Annotated in this window: 18 protein-coding genes and 1 pseudogene; 5 read left to right on the top strand and 14 right to left on the bottom strand. The window is 63.8% G+C overall.

What is annotated here, in order from left to right; translation table 11 throughout:
- The first annotated feature begins 38 nt into the window (after window positions 1–38).
- A complete protein-coding gene (locus NPS58_RS08120; protein WP_274114948.1) occupies window positions 39–515 on the top strand; it encodes a PA2169 family four-helix-bundle protein in 477 nt (158 codons plus the stop codon).
- On the opposite strand, the gene NPS58_RS08125 is transcribed toward NPS58_RS08120, so the two are convergent.
- The 7 genes from NPS58_RS08125 to NPS58_RS08155 form a co-directional block, all read right to left on the bottom strand.
- A complete protein-coding gene (locus NPS58_RS08125; RefSeq protein ID WP_274115380.1) occupies window positions 512–2,005 on the bottom strand; it encodes a sensor domain-containing diguanylate cyclase in 1,494 nt (497 codons plus the stop codon). The genes NPS58_RS08120 and NPS58_RS08125 overlap by 4 nt on opposite strands.
- A 157-nt stretch (window positions 2,006–2,162) precedes the next feature.
- Window positions 2,163–3,497: an OprD family porin gene (locus NPS58_RS08130; RefSeq protein WP_274114949.1), complete on the bottom strand. Its 1,335-nt coding sequence runs from the start codon at window positions 3,495–3,497 to the stop codon at window positions 2,163–2,165.
- A 207-nt stretch (window positions 3,498–3,704) separates the two neighbouring features.
- Window positions 3,705–3,929 (bottom strand): hypothetical protein, encoded by a 225-nt coding sequence (locus NPS58_RS08135; RefSeq protein ID WP_274114951.1) that lies wholly within the window; start codon window positions 3,927–3,929, stop codon window positions 3,705–3,707.
- 176 nt (window positions 3,930–4,105) lie between these two features.
- On the bottom strand, window positions 4,106–5,485 hold the full coding sequence (locus NPS58_RS08140; RefSeq protein WP_274114952.1) for a heavy metal sensor histidine kinase: 1,380 nt from the start codon (window positions 5,483–5,485) through the stop codon (window positions 4,106–4,108).
- Window positions 5,460–6,134 carry a heavy metal response regulator transcription factor gene (locus NPS58_RS08145; protein WP_274114953.1) on the bottom strand — a complete coding sequence of 225 codons (675 nt, stop codon included), beginning with the start codon at window positions 6,132–6,134 and terminating at the stop codon, window positions 5,460–5,462. Before NPS58_RS08145 ends, NPS58_RS08140 begins: the two co-directional genes overlap by 26 nt.
- 9 nt (window positions 6,135–6,143) lie before the next feature.
- A complete protein-coding gene (locus NPS58_RS08150) occupies window positions 6,144–9,245 on the bottom strand; it encodes a multidrug efflux RND transporter permease subunit (protein WP_274114955.1) in 3,102 nt (1,033 codons plus the stop codon).
- Window positions 9,242–10,408, bottom strand: a complete 1,167-nt coding sequence (locus NPS58_RS08155; protein ID WP_274114957.1) for an efflux RND transporter periplasmic adaptor subunit — start codon at window positions 10,406–10,408, stop codon at window positions 9,242–9,244. Before NPS58_RS08155 ends, NPS58_RS08150 begins: the two co-directional genes overlap by 4 nt.
- A 366-nt stretch (window positions 10,409–10,774) precedes the next feature.
- On the opposite strand from NPS58_RS08155, the pseudogene NPS58_RS29565 reads away from it, so the two are divergent.
- A pseudogene (locus NPS58_RS29565) lies at window positions 10,775–11,056 on the top strand (PAS domain-containing protein); the annotation flags it as partial.
- Window positions 11,057–11,314: 258 nt separating this feature from the next.
- Complete coding sequence (locus tag NPS58_RS08160) at window positions 11,315–12,358, top strand: methyl-accepting chemotaxis protein (protein WP_425313054.1); 1,044 nt, start codon at window positions 11,315–11,317, stop codon at window positions 12,356–12,358.
- A 78-nt stretch (window positions 12,359–12,436) separates the two neighbouring features.
- Here NPS58_RS08160 and NPS58_RS08165 read toward each other — a convergent pair whose 3' ends face one another.
- Together NPS58_RS08165 and norR are read right to left on the bottom strand one after the other, a co-directional pair.
- A complete protein-coding gene (locus NPS58_RS08165; protein ID WP_274114961.1) occupies window positions 12,437–13,336 on the bottom strand; it encodes a chemotaxis protein in 900 nt (299 codons plus the stop codon).
- 81 nt (window positions 13,337–13,417) lie between these two features.
- On the bottom strand, window positions 13,418–14,971 hold the full coding sequence (gene norR / locus NPS58_RS08170) for a nitric oxide reductase transcriptional regulator NorR (protein ID WP_274114963.1): 1,554 nt from the start codon (window positions 14,969–14,971) through the stop codon (window positions 13,418–13,420).
- Window positions 14,972–15,124: 153 nt separating this feature from the next.
- Between norR and hmpA the strand changes: the two genes are divergently transcribed.
- Together hmpA and NPS58_RS08180 are read left to right on the top strand one after the other, a co-directional pair.
- Window positions 15,125–16,306: an NO-inducible flavohemoprotein gene (hmpA, locus tag NPS58_RS08175; RefSeq protein WP_274114965.1), complete on the top strand. Its 1,182-nt coding sequence runs from the start codon at window positions 15,125–15,127 to the stop codon at window positions 16,304–16,306.
- Window positions 16,307–16,477: 171 nt separating this feature from the next.
- A complete protein-coding gene (locus NPS58_RS08180) occupies window positions 16,478–16,948 on the top strand; it encodes a phosphate-starvation-inducible protein PsiE (RefSeq protein ID WP_274114967.1) in 471 nt (156 codons plus the stop codon).
- Here the strand turns inward: NPS58_RS08180 and NPS58_RS08185 are convergent.
- From NPS58_RS08185 to NPS58_RS08205, 5 genes are all read right to left on the bottom strand, one after another.
- A complete protein-coding gene (locus tag NPS58_RS08185; RefSeq protein ID WP_274114969.1) occupies window positions 16,917–17,210 on the bottom strand; it encodes a DUF3509 domain-containing protein in 294 nt (97 codons plus the stop codon). The two genes, NPS58_RS08180 and NPS58_RS08185, sit on opposite strands and share 32 nt — an antisense overlap.
- A gap of 162 nt (window positions 17,211–17,372) precedes the next feature.
- On the bottom strand, window positions 17,373–17,780 hold the full coding sequence (locus tag NPS58_RS08190; RefSeq protein WP_274114971.1) for an HPF/RaiA family ribosome-associated protein: 408 nt from the start codon (window positions 17,778–17,780) through the stop codon (window positions 17,373–17,375).
- A gap of 176 nt (window positions 17,781–17,956) precedes the next feature.
- Window positions 17,957–20,296, bottom strand: a complete 2,340-nt coding sequence (gene fecA, locus NPS58_RS08195; RefSeq protein WP_274114973.1) for a TonB-dependent Fe(3+) dicitrate receptor FecA — start codon at window positions 20,294–20,296, stop codon at window positions 17,957–17,959.
- An 88-nt stretch (window positions 20,297–20,384) separates the two neighbouring features.
- Window positions 20,385–21,320: a FecR domain-containing protein gene (locus NPS58_RS08200; protein ID WP_274114974.1), complete on the bottom strand. Its 936-nt coding sequence runs from the start codon at window positions 21,318–21,320 to the stop codon at window positions 20,385–20,387.
- Complete coding sequence (locus NPS58_RS08205) at window positions 21,317–21,814, bottom strand: sigma-70 family RNA polymerase sigma factor (protein ID WP_274114975.1); 498 nt, start codon at window positions 21,812–21,814, stop codon at window positions 21,317–21,319. The genes NPS58_RS08200 and NPS58_RS08205 overlap by 4 nt, the downstream gene beginning before the upstream one ends.
- Window positions 21,815–21,821 lie beyond the last annotated feature (7 nt).

Consider the following 21,821-nt stretch of genomic DNA (forward strand, 5'->3'; position numbering starts at 1 on the left):
TATTCCTGCATCTTTCTTCAATGCAAAGGAGTCGTGTCATGACCAGCCCCAACAAAGACGTTATCTCGGTACTCAACGAACTGATCGAGTTCAGCAAGGATGGCGAGAAGGGTTTCAAAACCTCTGCTGAAGATGTGAAGAACCCCGAGCTGAAAACCTATTTTCTGCAACGTGCTGGCGAATGCGGTACCGCAGCGTCGGAGTTGCAACACCAGGTCCGTGCCCTGGGCGGCGATCCCGAGACGTCCACCAGCGTCAGCGGCGACCTGCACCGCGGCTGGGTCAATCTCAAGTCGATGCTCACCGGCAAGGATGAAGAGGCGGTGCTCAACGAGGTGGAACGCGGCGAGGACCACGCCCTGAAGGCCTATAAGGACGCGCTGGAGAAACTCACCAAGCTGACCATGGCACCGGGCAGCGAGGTGTATGCCCTGGTCGAGCGCCAGTATCACGGCGTGCAACGCAACCATGACCAGGTCAAGGCGCTGCGCAACGCCGCCCGCGCGCGTTCCTAGGTCGCGGTCTCGACGCGGTTGCGGCCATTGCGCTTGGCGCAATACAACGCATCGTCGGCACAGCCCAGCAAGGTCGCCAGATCTTGCTGGGCGCCGGGCGTATAGCAGCCGATACCGATGCTCACGGTGACCGGCGCGGTGTCCCCATCGAATGGCGGCAACGCTTCGACGCTGCTGCGGATTCGCTCGGCCAGGATTTGCGCGCCGTGGCGTTCAGTCTCGGGCAACACCACCAGAAACTCCTCACCCCCATAGCGCGCCGCCAGATCTGCCGGGCGACGGATGCTGCGGCCGATGGCGGCAGCGACCTCGCGTAGGGCTTTGTCGCCGCCCTGATGGCCGTGCCGCTCGTTGAAGGCCTTGAAGTGATCGACATCCACCATCAATACCGCCATCGGGCGGTGATTGCGTTGGGCCCGTGACCATTCCCGGCGCAGTACCTGGTCGAGCTGGCGGCGGTTGGCAAGGCCGGTGAGGCTGTCGGTGGCAGCCAGCTCCGCCAGGTCCTGTTCGGCGCAGTGCCGGCGGCGCAGCTCGCGGCCCAGCAGCAAGGTCAGCCAGAGGATGCCAATGCACAGCACGCCGGTGGCGCAGCCGACCAGCAGCGCAGTGCGCCGCCAGGAGGCGAAGACGTCGTCTGCCGAGCGCGCCACCACCACGATCAGGGGCAGTTCGGCCACTCGGGCAAAGGTGTACAGCTTGGCCTTGCCGCTGCTGCCGGAAAAACCCGAGAAGCTGCCTTTGCCATCGGCCAGCAGACGTTTGAAGTTGGGGCGATCGGAGAAGCTGGCCCCGATCAGCGGATCGTCCGGCTTGCTCGACTGGCGGGCCAGCAGCACGCCGTCGGTGTTCAACAGGGTGATGCTGCTGTCGCGGCCGATGTCCAGGCGGGTGAACAGGTCGGTGAAGTACGACAGGCGCATGGCGCCGGCGGCCACGCCGACGAACTCGCCGTTGGGGCCGGAAATGCGCCGGGTGAAGCTGATGCACCAGTTCAGGTTGCCCAGGCGGGCCTTGAACGGCGGGCTGATCACCAGCCCCGCGTCGGGGTTCTGGCGATGGGCCTGGAATACTTTGCTGTCGGCGAAATTGGCCTGGCGTGGCACCACGCTGGTGGAGTCGGCGCTCACATTGCCCTGGGCATCGAGCAATAGGATGTCGCCGCGTACCGGTGTGGTGAAGGCCTGGTTGAAGTAGACCTGCTGGCGCAATTCGACAGGCAGCGCTTGCAGCTGCGGCTGCTTGGCCGCGCGGATCAGGCCGAGCAACGACAGGTCGTAGAGTTCGACATTGCGCACGATGTCGCTTTCGATCAGCTGGACAATGTTGCTCGCCGCGCGCGCGGCGCTCTGTTCGATGTTGCTGCGCTCACGCATCACCAGGTAGCTGACGATGGCCACAATGGCGAGCACCGCAAGGCAACTGCCCAGGTTCAGGATCAGCTCCGGATGAGACTTGTACAGGGCAGATCGCTGGGATCGGGTGGGCAAAGTCATGGTCGCTGCAGCTGAAGACCGTCGGAAGAGGCGCGGGGGTGGTCACGCGGCGGCGGTATTCTAGGGGGGGCAGGATTGTCGAACAAGGACTTAATGGTGGCCAACCGACGGAAAGAGCTGGCGCGAACGCCAGCTCCCGGCAAGGGTGCAATCAGAAGATGTTCAGCGGGTAGTCGACGATCACCCGGTACTCGTCGACGTCGTTGTCGATCTGCGAGTAACCCTGGCTGCCGCGATGGCTGGCCCAGCGCAACAACACCGAGAGGTCTTTCAGGCTGCCTTCCTGGAACACGTACTGCACATCGAAGTCACGCTCCCAGTGTTGGGCGTTCTTGCCCTCGGGGTTGTACCAGTGCTCGCCGTAGCCGACGCTGTTGGGGTCGACCTTGGTCAGGTCCAGCTCGCCGCGCGAGTAGGAGACCACCGACGTCAGGCCCGGAATGCCCTGGCCGGCAAAGTCGTAGGCGTACTTGAGTTTCCACGAGCGCTCGTTCGGGCCGTTGAAGTCCGAGTACATCTGCGAGTTGTCGAGGAAAACGCTGTCACCCTGGTTGATGTAGTCGAACGGGGTGTTGCCATTGACCCGCTGGTACACCGCGGTGAGGCTGTTGTAGCCGACGTTGACGGTGAAGTGCAGGCTGTAGGTGTTGTTGTCGATGTGGCCCAGCAGCGCCTGGCCGGTGTCCTGGGTGTGGTAGTAGTGCAGGCCCGGGTTCAGGCTCACCAGATCGCTCACCTGCCAGGTGTAGTCGAGGTCGAAGTAGTACTGGTTCCAGATGTCCTTGAGCTCGGCGGCGTACAGGCTCGAGGTCAGGTTCGGCACGCCGCTCCAGGCCATGCCGGCCCAGTTCAGGTGACGGCTTTCGCGGTCGTCCGGCAGGGCGCCGTAGAAGGTGTCGATGCGGCGATGGCCGCTCTGGTTGTAAGGCTTGGTGAAGCTGGCCTGGCCGGCTTCGAGCATCAGGCCGTCGAAGCTGTTGTTGGTCAGGCTGACGCCGCGAAAGGTCTGCGGCAGCATGCGCGACTCGCCACCGGCGATCACCGGGTTGGTCAGGAACAGGTCACCGGCCTTGAGCTCGGTGTCGAATGCCTTGAGCTTGACCGCAGCGCCCGCGGTTGAAAACGCATCGGGCGCCTTGCCCGGCTCGCCATCGCCCTGGGTGTTGATCGGCAGGATGCTGGAGCCGGAGGTGCCGGCGCCGCCATCGAGCTTCAGGCCGAGCATGGCGTGGGCGTCGAAGCCGAACCCGACCGTGCCCAGGGTGTAGCCGGACTCGAACTTGCCGAGAAAACCCTGGCCCCATTCCCGATTGTCATTCACGCCACGGTTCAACTGATTGCGGTTGAGGTAGTAGTTGCGCGCGTGCACGTTCAGGCTCGACCCTTCGATAAAGCCTTCGGCCTGTTCCTCGTTGGCCTGGGCGTTGAAGGGGATCGTTGCAGTCAATGCAACGAACAGGGGGGTGAAGCGTAAAGCAGTGTTCACCGGTGTGGACTCCTTGAGGTGAAGTTAAAGCAATTCTTATTGTGCGAAAAACGATCTTGTCATGAACGGATTGGCCAGCTCGCTGGCACTTTTCGACACGCCAAAAAAAAGCCGCTGACAGGCAGCGGCTTTGAAAGACAACCGCACGGGCGCTCAAGTCACCTGTGCGGACATCTAGGGAGTAGACGGATGAAGCGGGGGGGGCGATCAGCTGTCGGCAGCGTCACTCGAAGAAACCTTGGAAGCGGTCTGTTCTGCGGGCTTTGCCGATTGGCCCTGCTCGGCGGCGAAGGCCTGGCGAGCTTGATCGTGGACGGCGGCACGGGCAGCATTCTGCGCAACGAACGCCTGGGATTCTTCGGCCATGGCCAGGGGGGACAATAACAGGGAAGACAGGGCGAATACGCTGGCAATACCCATACTGTTGGACATTTGCAACAACCTTCTTGCGGAGCAAGTGTTAAGTAGGTCCGACTAAATTAGTCGGAAATGCCAGCGAGAAACAGTTACTTTTTCGAGAAGTACTGTTGCGTCAAAGGTAATAGTGGTAGGGGCGGGCCTGCGATGCGCTGTGTCTTTGGGGATGCTGTCGCGGGGCAAGCCCGCTCCTACCGGGGCAGCAGGATGCCGAAGGTATTGGCGCCTGCCTGGCTGCGCACGAACACGCTGCCGCCATGCATCAGGGCTATGGCCTTGACGATGGCCAGCCCCAGGCCATGGTTGCCGCCGCCGCTGGTGCGCGCGGCATCGACGCGGTAGAAGCGCTCGAACAGCATGGGCAGGTGATCCTGGTCGATTGCAGGGCCTGGGTTGCTCACGGCAATGCTGATCTGCCCGTCCTGCTGTTCGATGCGCACCTGGATGACGTGCCCGGGGGCAGTGTGCTGCACGGCGTTGTTCAGCAGGTTGATCAGGGCCCTGCGCAGGTGTGCCTTCTCGACAGGGGCCTGGGCATCGCCACTGACCTGGACTGTCACCTGGGCGTCTTCAAGGATGTAGTCCAGGTAGTCGAGGGTCGCCGCCACTTCTTCGGCCAGCGAGCTGAGCGTCAGTGCCGTGGCCTTGCTGCCCTGGTCGGCGCTGGCCAGGAACAGCATGTCATTGATGATGGTGCGCAGGCGTTCGAGCTCCTCGAGGTTCGATTGCAGCACTTCGAAGTAGTGCTCGGCGCTCCGCCCCCGGGTCAGGGCGACCTGGGTCTGGCCGATCAGGTTGGTCAGCGGCGAGCGCAATTCATGGGCGACGTCGGCATTGAAGGCTTCAAGGCGCGTGTAGGCCTGGTCGACCCGTTCCAGGGTGGAGTTGAAGGCACTGGCAAATTGCGCCAGCTCCGGTGGCAGGTCCGATTGCTGCAGGCGCCCGCTCAGGCGCGGCGGTGCGAGTTTCTGCGCTTCGGCCGAGAGCCTGCGCAGCGGCCACAGCCCCACCCGCGCGACCCAGTAGCCGAGCAGCGAGGCAAGGAACACCCCGAAAACGGACAAGCTGATGATCGCCACCAGCAAGGTGTGCTGGGTCTGCCAGAAGGCTTCGGTGTCGATGGCGATCAGAAAGCGCAGCGGCGGGCGATTGCCCATGGCCGGCAAGTCGCTGACCAGCACCTTGAAGGGGTAGGGACTGTCGGCCAGGCGCAGGTCGCGCATGCCCACCGGGCCTTGGGCGAAGGCGCGCACATGGTCATCGGGCTGACCGTACTCGAAGGGGCTGTGGCCGCTGACTACCCAGAAACGGATGCGCCGGTCTTCCTCGCTGAGCAGATTGAGCTTGTTGGTGATCTTGACCCAGTGCTCGCGGGTGTCATAGCGGGTAAGGGACGATTCCAGCACGCTGAAGCGCGCCTCCAGCTCAGCCGCCGGTAGCAGGTCGAGGCTGCGGTCGACCTGCTTGTACAAGGCGCTGCCGATCAACAGGAACACACCCAGCGCCACCAGGGTGAACAAGACGCTCAGGCGCAGGGCGACGGAGTTAGTCGGCACGGTTTTCCAGAACATAGCCCATGCCTCGGATGGTGTGCAGCAGCTTGGTTTCAAAGGGCCCGTCGAGCTTGGCCCGCAATCGCTTGATCGCGACTTCCACGACATTGGCGTCGCTGTCGAAATTGATATCCCAGACCAGCTCGGCGATGGCCGTCTTGGAGAGGATCTCGCCATGACGGCGGGCCAGCACGCTGAGCAGCGAGAACTCCTTGGCGGTCAGGTCCAGGCGCTGGCCGGCGCGGCTGGCCTTGCGGCTGAGCAGGTCGACCCAGAGATCGGCGACCTGGATCTGCACCGGTTCCTGGTTGCCGGTGCGACGGGTCAGGGCCTGCAGGCGAGCGACCAGTTCAAGGAAGGAAAACGGTTTGCCCAAATAGTCGTCGGCCCCCTCACGCAGGCCGTGGATGCGGTCCTCCACGCGTTCGCGGGCGGTGAGCATGATCACCGGCGTCTGCTTGCGCGCCCGCAGGGCACGCAAGACGCCATAGCCGTCCAGGCCCGGAAGCATGACGTCGAGCACGATCACTGCGTAGTCGCCTTCAAGGGCCAGGTGCAGGCCGTCGATACCGTCGCGGGCCAGGTCCACGGTAAAGCCTTGTTCGGTGAGCCCGCGATGCAGGTAGTCAGCGGTCTTTTCTTCGTCTTCGATAATCAGCACACGCATGATCGGACCTCAACTGGCAGTGGGCTGCGCCTGGCCCTGGGGCGCCTGGCGCCGGTGGAACAGGCGCTCCAGGGCCAAGTATATGATCGGTGTGGTGAACAGCGTCAGCGCCTGGCTCACCAGAAGGCCGCCCACCACGGCGACACCCAGGGGCTGGCGCAGTTCGGCGCCGGCCCCGACGCCGAACATCAACGGCACGGCGCCCAGCAAGGCAGCCAGGGTGGTCATCATGATCGGCCTGAAGCGCGTCAGGCAGGCCTGGTGGATCGCCTGTTCGGGGCTCATGCCCAGGGTGCGCTGGGCATCGAGGGCGAAGTCGATGAGCAGGATGCCGTTCTTCTTGACGATACCAATCAACAGCACGATGCCGATCAGGCCCATGATGCTGAAGTCCTGGCCGCTGAGCCACAGCAGCGCCAGGGCACCGAGCCCGGCCGAGGGCAGGGTGGAGATAATGGTCAGCGGATGGACGAAGCTCTCGTAGAGCACACCGAGGATGATGTACACCGCCACCAGCGCGGCAAGGATCAGCCAGGGCTGGCTCGACAGCGAACTCTGGAAGGCCTGGGCCGCGCCCTGGAAGTTGCCGATGATCGAATCGGGCATGCCCAGTTCACGCTGGGTGCGTTCGAGGATCTGCACCGCATCGCCCAGGGCCACGCCCGACGCCAGGTTGAACGACAGGTTGGCCGCCGGGAACAGGCCGTCGTGGGAAATCGACAGCGGCCCGGTGCTGGGTGGTGCGACCTTGGCCAGCACCGACAGCGGGACCATCTCGCCGGTCAGCGGCGAGCGCAGGTAGAAGTAATTGAGGCTTTCGGCCTTGCCGCGCTGTCGGGCGTCGAGTTCGAGGATCACCTTGTACTGGTTGGTCTCGGTCTGGAATTCGCTGATCTGCCGTTGGCCGAAGGCGTCGTAGAGCGCCTGGTCGACATCGGCAGTGGTCAGGCCGAAGCGCGCGGCGGCGCGGCGGTCGATGTCGATGCGGGTAACGCTGGCACCCAGTTGCAGGTCGTTGGACAGGTCGCGGAACGCCGGGTTGGCTTTCAGGCGCTCGGTCAGGCGTTGGGTCCACAGGTTCAGCGCTGCGCCGTCGTTGCTCTTGAGCACGTACTGGTACTGGCTGCGGCTGGGGCCGGAACTCAGGTTGATGTCCTGGCCGGCACGCAGGTACAGCACCACGCCAGGCACCTTGGCCAGTTTCGGACGCAGGCGGTCGATGAATTCGCTGGCCGACACATCGCGCTCGCCCCGGTCCTTGAGGGCGATCCAGAAGCGGCCGTTGGCGATGGTCTGGTTACTGCCGGTCACCCCCACGGCATGGGAGAAGGCGCGTACCGCAGGGTCGGCCTCGATCACCTTGGCCAGGGCCTGGTGTTTCTTGATCATGTCCGGGTAGGAAATATCTGCAGCCGCCTCGCTGGTGCCGAGCACAAAGCCGGTGTCCTGGACCGGGAAGAAGCCCTTGGGGATCAGCACATAGCCGACGACAGCCAGGGCCAGGGTGATACCGAAGATGCCCAGCATCAGCCGCTGATGGGCCAGGGCCTTGACCAGCCCCCGTTCGTACCAGGCCAGCAGGCGATCGCCGAAGGTGATCCGCTGCTCGCCGCTGTGCTCGGGGCGGCGCATGAACAGGGCGCAGAGGGTCGGTGCCAGGGTCAGCGAGACCACCACCGAGATCAGGATGGTCGAGGTGGCGGTGAGGGCGAATTCCTTGAACAAGCGACCCACCACGCCACCCATGAACAGCAGCGGAATGAACGCCGCCACCAGCGAGAAGCTGATCGACACCACGGTGAAGCCGATTTCCCCGGAGCCCTTGATCGCGGCCTCGCGCATGCTGTCACCGGCTTCCAGGTGCCGGTGGATGTTCTCCACCACCACGATCGCATCATCGACCACGAAGCCCACGGCGATCACGATGGCCACCAGGGTCAGGTTGTTGAGGCTGAAACCGAACAGGTACATCAGGGCGAAGCTGGCCGTCAGTGAGACGCCCAGCACACTGGAGACGATCAGCGTCGCCGACCACTGGCGCAAAAACAGCGCCATCACCCCGATCACCAGGGCCACGGCGATCATCAAGGTGATCTCCACCTCGTGCAGCGAGGCGCGGATGGTCTGGGTGCGGTCATTGAGCACCGACACCTGCACCGCGGCCGGGAGCATCTGCTCCAGGCCCGGCAGGGCATCCATGACGCGGTCGACGGTATCGACGATATTCGCCCCGGGCTGGCGGAACACCACCAGGTTCAGGCCCTGCTGCTCGCCGGACCAGGCTTTGACATAGGCGTTCTCGGCGCCATCGATCACCTTGGCGACATCCTTGAGGTGCACCGGGGCGCCGTCGCGGTACGAAACGATCAGTTGGGCGTATTGCTCGGGGTGAAACAGCTGGTCGTTGGTGGCGATGGTGGAGACGCTGTTCTCGCCATACAGCGCACCCTTGGCCAGGTTCAGGCTGGTCTGCTGGATGGCCTGGCGCAGGTCGGCGAGGGTCAGGCCGAGGGCGGCGAGCTTTTCTGGCTGGGCCTGTACGCGGATCGCCGGGCGCAACTGGCCTGTGATGTTGATCAGGCCCACCCCGTCGATCTGGCTCAGCTGGCGGGCCAGCAGGGTTTCGGCATAGTCGCTCAGCTCGTTGGCCGGCATCTGTGCGGAACTGACCGTGAGGATCAGCACCGGGCTGTCGGCCGGGTTGACCTTGCGCCAGGTCGGCGGGCTGGGCATGTCCTGGGGTAGGCGGGCGGTAGCGGTGTTGATCGCCGCCTGGACTTCCTGGGCGGCGGTGTCGATGCTTTTTTCCAGGCTGAATTGCAGGATCAGGTTGGTCGAGCCGAGGGCACTGCTGGAGGTCATCTGGGTCATGCCCGGAATGGCGCTGAACTGCACCTCAAGGGGCGTTGCCACCGAGGAAGCCATGGTTTCCGGGCTGGCGCCGGGCAGTTGCGCGGTCACCTGGATGGTCGGGAAGTCGGCTTCCGGCAGGGGCGCGACCGGCAGGCGCGGAAAGGCGATCACCCCGAGCAGTACCAGGGCGAAGGTCAACAGCAAGGTGGCGACCGGGCGGTCGATGCACCAGGCCGAAATCGAACCCCGGGCCTTCATGGCTGCACCTGGCGTTCGGCAACGTCCTGCGGTGGCGGTGCTTCGGCGGCCACTTCGACGGTAGCACCGGGCTTGAGCCGCGACTGGCCGTCGGAGACCAGTTTGTCGCCACTGGCGACCCCGGCGACGATATTCAGCACGCTGTCCTGGTACAGCACCTTGACCGGCACGCTTTCGACCTTGTCGCCGACCACGCGGTAGACGTAGTGCCCGTCGATCCCGCGTTGCACCACCTGGGGTGGCACCACCAGGGCTTTCTGGTCCAGGGCGGTCTGCAGCTTTAGGGTGACCAACTGGCCGGGCCAGAGGCGGGCATCGGTGTTGTCGAACTCGGCCTTGACCCGGATGGTGCCGGTGTTGGCCGCCACCTGGTTGTCGATCAGGGTCAGCCGACCTTCTCCGAGCAGTGTGCCGCCGCTGTCGCCGTCGCCTTCCAGGTAGGCCTGGACCGCGGCGGGCGACTGCGCCTTGAGCAGCCCTTGCAGGGTCGGCAGCATGTGTTGCGGCAACGAGAACTCGACCCCGATGGGGTCGATCTGGGTGACGCTGAACAACCCCTGGGCGTCGGCCACCCGCAGGAAGTTGCCTTCATCGACGTTGCGAATACCGACCCTGCCGGTCACCGGCGAGCGGATCTGCGTATACGACAACTGCACCTGGGCGGCGGCGATCGCGGCTTGGTTGCCCAGTACCGTGGCTTGCAGTTGATTGAACAGGGCTTGCTGCTGGTCGAGAGTCTGGCGTGATACGCCGTTGTCGGTACTGAGCAGCTTGTAGCGCTTGAGGTCGACCCCGGCCACCTGCAGTTGTGCCTGGCTCTGGCCCAGCTGTGCCTTGGCCTGTTCCAGGCTGGCGCGGATACCGCGATCATCGATGGTAGCCAGCAGATCGCCTTGCTTGACCCATTGCCCTTCCTTGACCAGCAGGCGGGTCAGCACCCCTTCGACCTGCGGGCGGATCACCACGCTGTGCAGTGAAAGCACCGAGCCGATGCCGCTGACGTAGCGAGGGACATCCTGCTGCTTGACGGCGACGACGCGCACGGGAATGGCCGGGTTGTGCGCGGCTTTTTCTTCGCCCGTGCGGCCGTACAACCAAAAGGCAGCGCCTGCCAGCGCGAACAGAACGATGCAGATCACAACGGAGCGGGACTGGATACGCATAGGTGAAATCTCAGGGCGATGCCTAGTTTATAGCCGCCCGATCGGGTCGGCAGCATGACTGCTAACTGACAGCACTGTCAGTTGGGCGATTTCAATGGCCGGCAGCCTGCACGGTTTGCGTGGGAGCGGATTCATCCGCGATCGGCCGCGAAGCGGTCGTCTTACGGCAGTACCCAATGGGCAATCTGTACCGGCCTCTCGCGGGGCAAGCCCGCACCTGCCAAGGGGTATCGACCTCGCCACTGCGCAGTTGTAAGGCGGGTGGTGGCCAATTGCCAATATCCTGAGCTGGATCAAGGAATCAGGCAAATTTGCCTCTAGAGTCGTACGCCCTGCCGATTCTCCCAACTACAACGAGTGCCTCCGATGAAGAGCAATTTGCCTGTGACCGGTCGCAATGTGGATTATCCCGGTGACGCCAATATTCTTTCCACCACCGACCTCTCCAGCACCATCACCTACGCCAATGACGACTTCGTCAAGATCAGCGGTTTCAGCCGTGAAGAGCTGATGGGCAGTGCCCACCACATCGTGCGCCATCCGGACATGCCGCCCCAGGCCTTCGAGCAGATGTGGCAGACACTCAAGGGTGGTCGCTCGTGGATGGGGCTGGTGAAAAACCGCTGCAAGAACGGTGATCATTACTGGGTCAGTGCCTTCGTTTCACCCATCGCCAGCCAGGGCAAAACGGTGGAGTACCAGTCGGTACGGACCAAGCCCAGCGCCGCGCAGATCGACGCCGCCGAGCGCTGCTACGCACAGTTGCGCAGCGGCCGCCAACCCTGGTGGCAGCGCTTGCCGGTGTTGGGGCTGGGCTGGCAGCTGTGGGCGGGCGTCACCCTTGGGCTGGTGATGGTCTCGGTGCTCAGCCACTTGTTATTGCCGGTGTTGCCCTGGCAAGGCGTGATGGAGGTACTGCTGGCGAGCGGCTTGAGCGCACTGGTGATCCTCGCCCTGCTCAAGCCGTTCCAGCGCCTGTGCAGCGAGGCCCGGGCCATCGCCGACAACCCCTTGAGCCAGCAGTTGTACACCGGGCGGCGGGATGAGATCGGCCAGCTCGACTTTGCCCTGCGCATGCTCAAGGGCCAGTTGGGCGCGGTGGTCGGGCGAATCGGCGATACCTCTCGGCGCCTGGCCGGGCACAGCGGTTCGCTGGCGCAATCGCTGCAATGCAGCCACAGCAACAGCCTGGAGCAGCAGAGCGAGGCAGACCAGGTGGCCACGGCGATCAACCAGATGGCCGCCAGCGTCGCCCAGGTCGCCAGTAACGCCCAGCAGGCGTCGGCTGCAGCCGACCAGGCCGAAGGCGAAACCCGCGCCGGTCACCAGTTGGTGGACCTGAACCGCAGCGCCATCCAGCAACTGGCCAACTCGCTGGATGCCGCCACCGAGGTTATCCACAACCTGCAGAACCACAGCAGCGACATCAGCGGCGTGTTGGAGGTGATTCGCGGGATCGCCGAGCAAACCAATCTGCTTGCGCTCAATGCCGCCATCGAAGCCGCCCGGGCAGGTGATCAGGGCCGGGGCTTTGCCGTGGTCGCCGATGAAGTGCGCGGCCTTGCCCAGCGCACGGCGCAATCGACCCATGAGATTCAGCGCATGATCAGCGCCTTGCAGAACGGGGCCCGCGAGGCGGTGCAGGTGATGCAGCAGAGCAGCGAGCACGCCGGGCACAGTGTGGAGCAGGCCCGGCGCGCCGCCAGTGCATTGGATGGGATCAGCCTGCGGGTCAACCAGATCAGCGAAATGAGCCTGCAGATCGCGGCGGCGGTCGAGCAGCAGAGTCAGGTCAGCGAGAGCATCAACCGCAACATCATCAGCATTCGCCAGGCCAGCGAATCAACGGTGCAGGTTGGCCAGCAGAGCCATCTGAGCGCCACCGATGTGGCCGGCCTTGCCGAAGACCTGCGGCGTCTGGCCGACGAGTTCTGGAGACGCTGCCACTGAGCCGGCCAGCAGCCAATGAACGTCAGGGTCAGAGGCAGGTGACGGTCGCGGCAAGCGCAGTACGCACCGATGTGCGCATCAGTGCTCCGCGAAGGCAACGGCTCGGGCCGCGACGATCAGGCAGTCGGTGAGCTCGGGCGAAGAGAACTTGGTCAGCACCGCGTTGGCGCCGGCGTCCCGGGCTTTTTCACTGTTCATCGCACTGTCGAGCGAGGTGTGCAGCAACACATAAAGGTGCTTGAAGTCCGGGGTTTCGCGCAGGGTGCGGGTAAAGGCGAAGCCGTCCATTTCGGACATCTCGATGTCCGAGACCACCACGTTGATTTCCTGGTCGGTGCCTTGCAGCTCCAGTAGGGTGTTGATCGCATCCTTGGCGCTGCGCGCGGTGTGGCATTCGATGCCCAGGCTGCGCAGGGTGTGTACCGACTGCTGCAGGGCGACCTGGCTGTCATCGACCACGAGGATGTTGGTGGCGGCGAGCACGGCGGCGTCTTCGCCGCTCAGTTCGCTGCCGAGCACATCGTGGCTGGGCGGGGCGATGCCGTGGATGACCTTTTCGATGTCCAGCACTTGCACCAGCATGTTGTCGACCCGGGTCACGCCGGTGATGAACGACTTGCTGCCCGAGCCATAGGGCGGCGGCTTGATGTCGGTGCTCAGGCAATGGACGATCTTGCTCACCGCCTGCACGTGCAAGCCCTGTTTGGAGCGGCTGATGTCGGTGACGATCAGGCAGCCGCCGGCGGGGTCTTCCAGTGGGCGCTCGCCGATGGCCCGGGACAGGTCGATCACCGACAGCGAGTTGCCGCGCAAGGTGGCCACGCCTTTGACGTGGGGATGCGACTCCGGCAGCCGGGTAAGGGGCGGGCAGGGGATGATTTCACTGACCTTGAGCAGGTTGATCGCCATGAGCTTGCCGCTGCGCAGTGTGAACAGCAGCAGCGACAACGAGTCCGCGCGGGCGTTTTGCGTGGCCATAGGCACCTTCAGGACAGATTGTTTGGGGGAGATGCCGGGTTATCGACCCGCCAGTCCGTGGCTTTAATTCTTCAGCCCAAATCAGCGTAGACCCAGGCGCTTGGCCAGGCGTCCCAGGTTGGCCCGGTCCAGCCCCAGTTCGCGGGCGCTGCTGGCCCAATTGTGCTGGTGCCGCTCGAGGCAGGCCTGGATCAGCTGGCGCTGGTAGTCGTCCAGGGCCTGGCGCAGGTCGCCGGTGGGCAACGGTGCATCGGCAGCGTGCGGCGCCTGGGCGGTGAGGGTGGAGGGCTCGACCGGGCGCAGGTCCAGGTCTGCGGCGTCGAGGGTGAGGATCTTCGGTCGTTGACGGTGCTGGCCCAGGGCCTTGAGTGCCGAGCGGCCGATCAGGTGCTCGAGCTCGCGCACGTTGCCCGGCCAGTCGTAGGCCAGCAGGGAAGCCTGGGCTTCGGTGCTCAGGCGCAGGCTGCCCAGGCCCATGCGCGAGCGGTTCTGCTCCAGGAAGTAGCCACTGAGCAGCAGCACATCGCGCCCGCGCTCGCGTAGCGGCGGCACCTGCAACGGGTAGACACTCAAGCGGTGATAGAAGTCGGCGCGGTAGCGGCCGGCACGCACTTCTTCGGCCAGGTCGCGGTTGGTGGCGGCGATCAGGCGTACGTCCACCCGGTGCTCCTGATCCGAGCCCAGGCGCTGCAGCTGCCCGCTCTGCAGCACCCGCAATAGCTTGGCCTGCACGGTCAGCGAGAGTTCGCCGACCTCGTCGAGAAACAAGGTGCCGCCATTGGCCAGTTCGAACTTGCCGCGGCGCTCGCCGACCGCTCCGGTAAAAGCGCCACGCACATGGCCGAACAGCTCGCTCTCGACCAGGGTGTCGGGCAGCGCGGCGCAGTTGAGGCTGATCATCGGCTTGTCGGCCCGGCCCGAATGCTGGTGAATGGCCTGGGCCACCAGTTCCTTGCCCACGCCGGTTTCGCCGGTGATCAGCACCGTCAGGTCGCTGCCGGCCACCAGTTGGATCTCCTCCAGCAGGCGCTTGTGCGCCTTGCTCTGGCCGATCAGCTCTTTTTGCTGTTGGCCGCTCGCCTGGCGATAGACTTCGGCGCGTTCGTGTTCATCTTCGGCGCGCAGGGCCAGGCGCTCGATGCGCTCGGCCACGTTCACGGTCGCTGCCGCCAGGCTGGCAAAGGCCTGCAGGGCATCGAGTTCGACCTGCTGGAATTGCTCCGGGTCCAGCGCATCCAGGGTAATCAGGCCCCAGGGCTGCTCATCGACAAACAGCGGGCAGCCCATGCAGTCGTGTACTTCCAGGTGGTGGTGCAAACCTTCGACCAGGCCGTCGTAGGGGTCGGGCAGGTCGCTGTCGCTGGCAAATCGGGTAGGCTCGCTGCGGCTGAGAATGGCCGCAAAGCGCGGGTGCTCCGTGACCTTGAAGCGGCGCCCGAGGGTGTCGGTGCTCAGGCCATCCACCGCCAGCGGCACCAGCCATTCGCCGTCCAGGCGCAGCAGGGCGGCGGCGTCGCACGGCAGCAGGCTGCGCATGGCCTCGAGCAGGCGGCGGTAACGCTCGCGCTCGGGCAGGTCGCGGGACAGGTCGCTGACCAGGGGCAGCAGGGCGGTGAGCAGGGATTTTGCGGTCATAAAGACTCCTGTTAGTCAAAATGACTATATATCATTGGTGGTCTTTTTGACTTATATATTTATAACTTGCTGATTTATAAGGGTTTTATAGTTGGCATGAAACCTGAAATAGCTTGCGCATTCATCAAGAAGCCACAGGCTCAGGAGTCATTCATGCTCAATGCCCAGGATCGTGCGATCGTCAAAGCCACTGTTCCCCTGCTCGAAAGCGGTGGCGAGGCGCTGACCACCCATTTCTACAAGCTGATGCTCAGCGAATACCCCGAAGTGCGTCCGCTGTTCAACCAGGCCCACCAGGCCAGTGGCGACCAGCCGCGTGCCTTGGCCAACGGCGTGCTGATGTACGCCCGGCACATCGACCAGCTGGAACAACTGGGCGGCCTGGTCGGCCAGATCATCAACAAGCATGTGGCCTTGCAGATCCTGCCGGAGCATTACCCGATCGTTGGTAGCTGCCTGCTGCGCGCTATCGAAGAAGTGCTCGGCAAGGAAATCGCCACCCCTGAAGTGATCGCAGCCTGGGGCGCGGCCTACCAGCAACTGGCCGATATCCTCATCGGTGCCGAAGCCGACATGTACACCCAGAAAGCCGAAGCGCCGGGCGGCTGGCGCGGGGCGCGGGATTTCAAACTGGTACAGCGGGTCGAGGAGAGCAGCGAGATCGTCTCGTTCTACTTCGCACCGGCCGATGGCGGGGCGATCCTCAAGGCCGAGCCTGGCCAGTACATTGGGCTGCAGCTGTTCATCGACGGTGAAGAGCAGCGCCGCAACTACTCGCTGTCGGCACTCAGCGATGCTGGCCAGTACCGCATCAGCGTCAAGCGCGAAGCCGGTGGCAAGGTCTCCAACTACCTGCACGAGCAACTGGTGGTGGGCGATACGCTGAAACTGTTCCCGCCATCGGGCGAGTTCACCCTCAGCGCCAGTGACAAGCCATTGGTGCTGATCAGCGGCGGCGTGGGCATTACCCCAACCTTGCCGATGCTCGAGGCGGCGCTGGAAAGCGGTCGCCTGGTGCACTTCATCCACTGTGCGCGCAACGGCGCGGTGCACGCCTTCCGCGACTGGGTCGATGAACTGGCAGCGCGTCATCCACAGGTCAAGCGCTTCTACTGCTACGCCGAAGACGACGGTATCAGCGAGCCTGCCGATGCGGTCGGCCTGCTCAGTGCCGATCAACTGGCGCAATGGCTGCCGCAAGAGCGCGACCTGGATGCCTACTTTCTCGGCCCCAAGGGCTTCATGGCCACCGTCAAGCGCCACCTCAAGGGCCTGGGCGTGCCAGAGCAACAGAGCCGCTACGAATTCTTCGGGCCGGCTTCTGCCCTGGAATAACGCGGTTTACCTGATTCACGGTTGAACGGACAAGGCACAGCCAGCGATGGCTGTGCCTTGCGGCATTTGGTCGCCTTCTCAAGCAGGGTGCCTGGCCTTTTTACTGCATGCAGACAAAGCGTCATGCGCGTGCCGCATCATCCTTCCAGCCGTATCAAGGAAAACCACATCGTGAACATCAAATGGGCAGACAAACTGCGCAAAGGCCTGCATGGCTCGGCCGACTCGCTGGGCAACCTCTGCGTCGAGGCGTTCCATTACCTGGCCCTGTTCGGCATTGGAGCGATCACCGCCTATGCGGCGATCGCCACTTTCATCGACATGCTCCACAAGGGCGGTATCAGCGTCGATGACATCCTGCTGCTGTTCATCTACCTCGAGCTCGGGGCGATGGTGGGGATCTACTTCAAGACCAACCACATGCCGATCCGCTTCCTGCTCTATGTGGCGATCACCGCACTGACCCGCCTGCTGATTGGCGACGTGTCGCACCACAAGGCGCCGGACGTGGGCCTGTTGTATGTGTGCGGCGGCATCCTGCTGCTGGCGTTCGCCATCCTGGTGGTGCGCTATGCCTCGTACCGCTACCCGTCGACCAAAACCATCGATGCTAATGGCAAGGAGATCGAGGAAGGCAAATGACCTTCCCGGCCTGACGGCGGCTGGCGACATGGGCGAGTACGGGCGGGGTGTGCTCGACAGCGATGCCTGACTGCACGCTGTCGATCACCCGCTGCAGGCGTTTGGGGTCGTTGCGCTGGACGGGCTTGATCAGGCGCTTGGCAACCACGCCCTGATCGGTGGAGAGGGTCAGCATGATACTGCCGTCGAGCCGCTCGATACTCAGATTGACCCGGTAGCGCGAAGCGAAGGCCTCGTTGATCTGTTCGAAGGGGTTGAACATGGTGCTTCACCTGGTGAACTCATGCACAGGTTGACCGGGTGTAAGCGAGTTTGGTTCAGAACGCCCGCCGAATGGCCCCTATGTGGGAGCCTGCTCCTTTGCGCCGGGCATAAAAAAGGCGAGCCCACCGGGCTCGCCTTTATACCGTCTGCGTTATCTCGTTCAGCCAATGCTGCGAGCTTGTTCATTCTCCAGGAATTCTTCCTGTAGCAGCCCATCGGCGCTGGCACCACTGGAGCTCTGCTGGGTAACGGCGCGCTTGCTGCGCAGTTTGCCGTAGAAGTGTTCCAGGGCGTTGTTGAGCTTGGTGGCGGCGCCGTCGACGGCATCGTCCAGCGAAGCTGCCTTGTGGGTTACGGAAATCGGTTGATGGCCTTTTGGGCGTGCCTCCATCTGGCAGCGTTTGTCATGCGGGCCTGGCTTGTCGCCATTCTCGTCGCGCAGGTGGACCTCGATGCGGGTGAGGTCTTCTTCATAACGTTCGAGCGTGCTTTGCAGTGTGCTACGGACCCATTCGTTCAGACGAATGTTGCCTTGAATATGGTTGTCGCTATTGACCTGGATTTGCATAGTTCAATCCCTTATTCAGCTAGCTCGCAAGAGAATCGATGGGCCGTTGCGGCCGATGGAACTCATCGCCTCTTGACTACAAGGTCAGGCACTTGGCGCAACTTTTCAACCCCTTGGCAAAGATAAATATCTTGTAGCAACTGCCCGGCCTCGGCCGGGCTTTTGCATGCGCTGGATCAGAACGCGATGGAGGTTTGCAGGTATACCGTACGAGGTTCACCCACGTACTTGCCCTTGTTGTTGTCGTCGTAGGAGCGGGTGTAGTACTGGTGATTGAAGATGTTCTTCACCCCAATCGCGACGTTCAGGTTCGACTGTTGCGGACCGAAATCATAGCCTGCGCGGCTGCTGAACAGCATGTAGCCCGGGATGCGTCCGGTGCTGCCGTCGGCGCTTTCGCTGGAGGTGTTGGCGTTGTCGGCAAACTGGTCGCTCTGGTAGGTGCTGTCCAGGTTCAGCTGCCACGGGCCCTCGGTGTAGCCCACTCCCAAGGTACCTTTGTGACGCGATGAGAACGGCACGCGATTGCCCTTGTTCGGCCCGTCTTCGCGGATTTTAGCGTCCACGAATGCATAGGTGGCGTACACGTCGAAGCCCGCCAGCGCCGGGTTCAGCCCCTCGAGGGCGTACTTGACGCTGGCCTCGGTGCCCTGGTGCCGGGTTTCGCCGCGGGCGATCACCGAGTCGTTGGTCTGGTTGCTTTCATACTGGTTGTCGAAGTTGATCAGGAAGACGCCGATTTCGGCCTGCAGCAGGCCGTCGTCATAGCGGGTGCCCAGCTCCCAGGTGCGGGCCTTTTCCGGTTTGACCTCGCCGCTGGTGACCCGGTTGGGCATCTGGCTGTACTGCACGCTGCCGAAGGAGCCTTCGGTGTTGGCATACAGGTTCCAGCTGTCGGTCAGGTGATACATCACGTTCAATGCCGGCAGGGCGGTGTTGTAGTCGCCCTGGTAGCGCTGGCCGGTGAGCTTGTTGCTCTGCTCGGAGTCGATCATCTCGTAGCGGATGCCCGGGGTGATGGTCCACTGGCCAATGTCGATGCGGTCGTCGAGGAAGACCGCATGGGCTTCGGTGCCGCCACGGGTGTCACGGTCGTTGCGGCTGGCGGTGCTGGGCAGTTGGTTGGCGCTGATCGGCTCGCGGTAGCGCAACTCGTGCCCGGCTTCGTTGATGTAGCGATAGCCCACGCCCACCTCATGCCAGCTCTGGCCAAGGGCAAAACCCTGGGAGAAGCGGGTTTCGATGCCACGTACCCAGTATTCGCGCGGTGACAGCGAGACAAAGCTGCCCTGGTCCAGGTAGCCGCTGCGCAGGGTCTTGGTGAAGAAGCTGTTGACGCTGAACTGGCGGGCATCCTCCTTGTAGTCGTAGCCGAAATTGAACATTGTCCGGCGCCCCCAGAACTTGTCCTGCAAGCGGGTGGACTGGTACGGGTCGGCGTCGTAGGCGTCCACGCTCAGGCCGCCGGGCATTTGCGCCTCGCCTTCGTAGTACTGGGCCATGGCGTGCAGGCTGTTGGCCTCGTCGAGCTGCAGCTTGCCCTTGAGGATCAGGTCGTCGATCTGGGTATCGCTGTGCTCGCGCCAGTCGCCGCCACGAGTGCCGGAGTAGAGCAGGGCGCCGCCCAGGCCGTTGTCGTTGGTGCCACCGGCGAGCAGGTTGGCGCTGGTCTTGAAGCCATCGTGGCTGGACGATGGGCTGGTCTGGGTCTGCATCCCGACCTTGACGGTCGGCTCATCGGGAATCGCCCGGGTCACGAAGTTGACGATGCCGCCGACGTTCTGCGGGCCGTAGCGCACCGCGCCTCCACCGCGTACCACGTCCACGGCATCCATGTTGCCCATGCTCACCGGGGCGAACGACAGCTGTGGCTGGCCATAGGGGGCGAAGGGCACCGGAATGCCATCCATCAGCACCGTCGAGCGCGAGGCCAGGCGCGGGTTGAGGCCGCGGATACCGAAGTTCAGTGCCATGTCGTGGCTGCCGGTGCCGTTGTTTTCCGGAGCGTTGACGCCGGGAATGCGGTTGAGCACTTCGCGGGCGGTGGTGGCGCCCTGGCGTTCGAATTCGTCGCGGCGAATCACATCCCGCGCGCCCGGGTGCTCGAAGACATTGTCCTGCTGCGCCGCACCCAGCCAGTCGCCGACCACTGTCGAGGTGCCCAGCTCCACCGGTGCATTCATCGCCGATGCCGGTTGCAGGCTGAAGGCGTTTTCACCTTCGGCGCGGGCTTTCAGGCCGCTGCCCTGGAGCAGGATATCCAGTGCCTGCTGCGGGCTGTATTGACCTTCCAGCCCAGGGCTCTGCAGGCCGCTGGTGACCTGCGAGCCGAACGAGATCAACACGCCACTTTCGCGACCGAACTGGTTCAGGGCGCCTTCCAGCGACATCGGCGCGATGTGGTAGGTGCGCGCCGCGGCATCGTTGGCGTGGGCGGGAACGGTGGCGAGGGTCAGGCCGGTACCGAACAGCAATGCGCGAAGGGTCTGGGCGAGCGGACTCGGTCGAAGGGGCATGCAGGGGGTCCTTGAGAAGGTCAAAGCAAAGGGTTCTGCCTTCTCTGTCACGCGAGATGCAAAAACGGCTCAGGGCAGGAAAAAATAATCAGGCGCGGGCTTCGACCGTCACCCAGTAGCGGGTAAAGCGTTTTACCCGCACCGGCAGGGCCACCTCCAACAGGTCGAGAATCCGCTCGCTGTCGGCCAGTGGATAACTGCCGGAAACCAGCAGCTCGGACACTTCGGGAGCGCAGTTGAGCTGGCCGCGGCGGTAGCGGCCCAGCTCGCCGAGAAAGTCGCCCAGGCGCATGTGCGCCGCGACCAGCATGCCGTCCACCCAGGCCCCGGCATTCGGGTCCAATGCCTGGCTGCCTTGCCACTGCGGGCCGTTGAAGCGGGCTTGCAAGCCGGTGGCCAGGGGGTTGCCGGCAAGGCTGGCGCTGCCCTGATGGACCGCGAGCAGACTGTAGCGCTCGAACTGGCGCACGTTGTAGCGGCCGCTACCCAACTGCAACAGGCCGTAATCCGTGCGCAGGTGCAAGGGCCTGGGGTCATCGGCCACGGTGAGTTGCAGTTCACCTTGGAGCAGCTGCACCAGGCGCTGCTGGCTGTCGAAGCGTACGTCGGCGCTGCTGGCTGTGTTCAGGTGCAACTGGCTGCCGTCGTCCAGTTGCAGGCGGCGGCGTTCACCCACCGGGCTGCGATAGTCGGCGAGCAGGCCGGGCACGGGATTGTGCTGTTGCAGGCTGAGCCCTGCAGCGCTGCCGACGCCGAGAATCAGCAAGGTCTTGAGTGCCCGGCGGCGGCTGGCCGAGCGCGGCGCCTGCAGCGCGGCATGGGCCAGCGGTGACGACAGTCCGCTGAGCCGCTGGTTGACCCGCTGGATATGCTCCCACGCCCGCCGATGTTCCTCATGGGCCTGCAGCCAGTGCTGCATGGCCTGTTGCTGGCGCGGGGCGAGCCCACCGCCCTGCAGTTCGACCAGCCAGTGCACGGCCTGCTCGGCCACCTGGGGCGAGAACTCCGGATTAGTCGCGTTCATAGGGCGAAGTAACAGCGCAAGGCCGCCTTGTTCAGGTAGCGCTTGACTGTGGCCAGCGAGATGTTCAATTGCGCGGCGATTTCGCCGTAGCCCAGCCCATCGACCTGGGCCATCAGGAAGGCGCGCTTGACCACTGGCGCCAGGCCGTCGAGCAAGCGGTCAAGTTCGAGCAGGGTTTCGAAGATGATCGCCCGGTGCTCTTCCGACGGCGCGCACTCTTCCGGCAACTGGGCCAGCGCCTGAAGGTAGGCCCGCTCCAGATCCTGGCGGCGGTAATGGTTGAACAGCACGCGCTTGGCCACGGTGGTCAGGAACGCCCGTGGCTCGGTGAGCACCGGTGTTTCACGGGCCTGCAACAGGCGCATGAAGGTGTCCTGGGCAAGGTCGGCGGCATTGTCCGGGCAACCCAGGCGTCGGCGCAGCCAGCCGGTCAGCCAGTTGTGATGGGCGTGGTAGAGGCCTTCGAGCGAAGAAGGGGAAGACGCACTGGGCACCGTGAAC

This window comes from Pseudomonas putida (assembly GCF_028682455.1).
Lineage (GTDB): Bacteria > Pseudomonadota > Gammaproteobacteria > Pseudomonadales > Pseudomonadaceae > Aquipseudomonas > Aquipseudomonas putida_AA.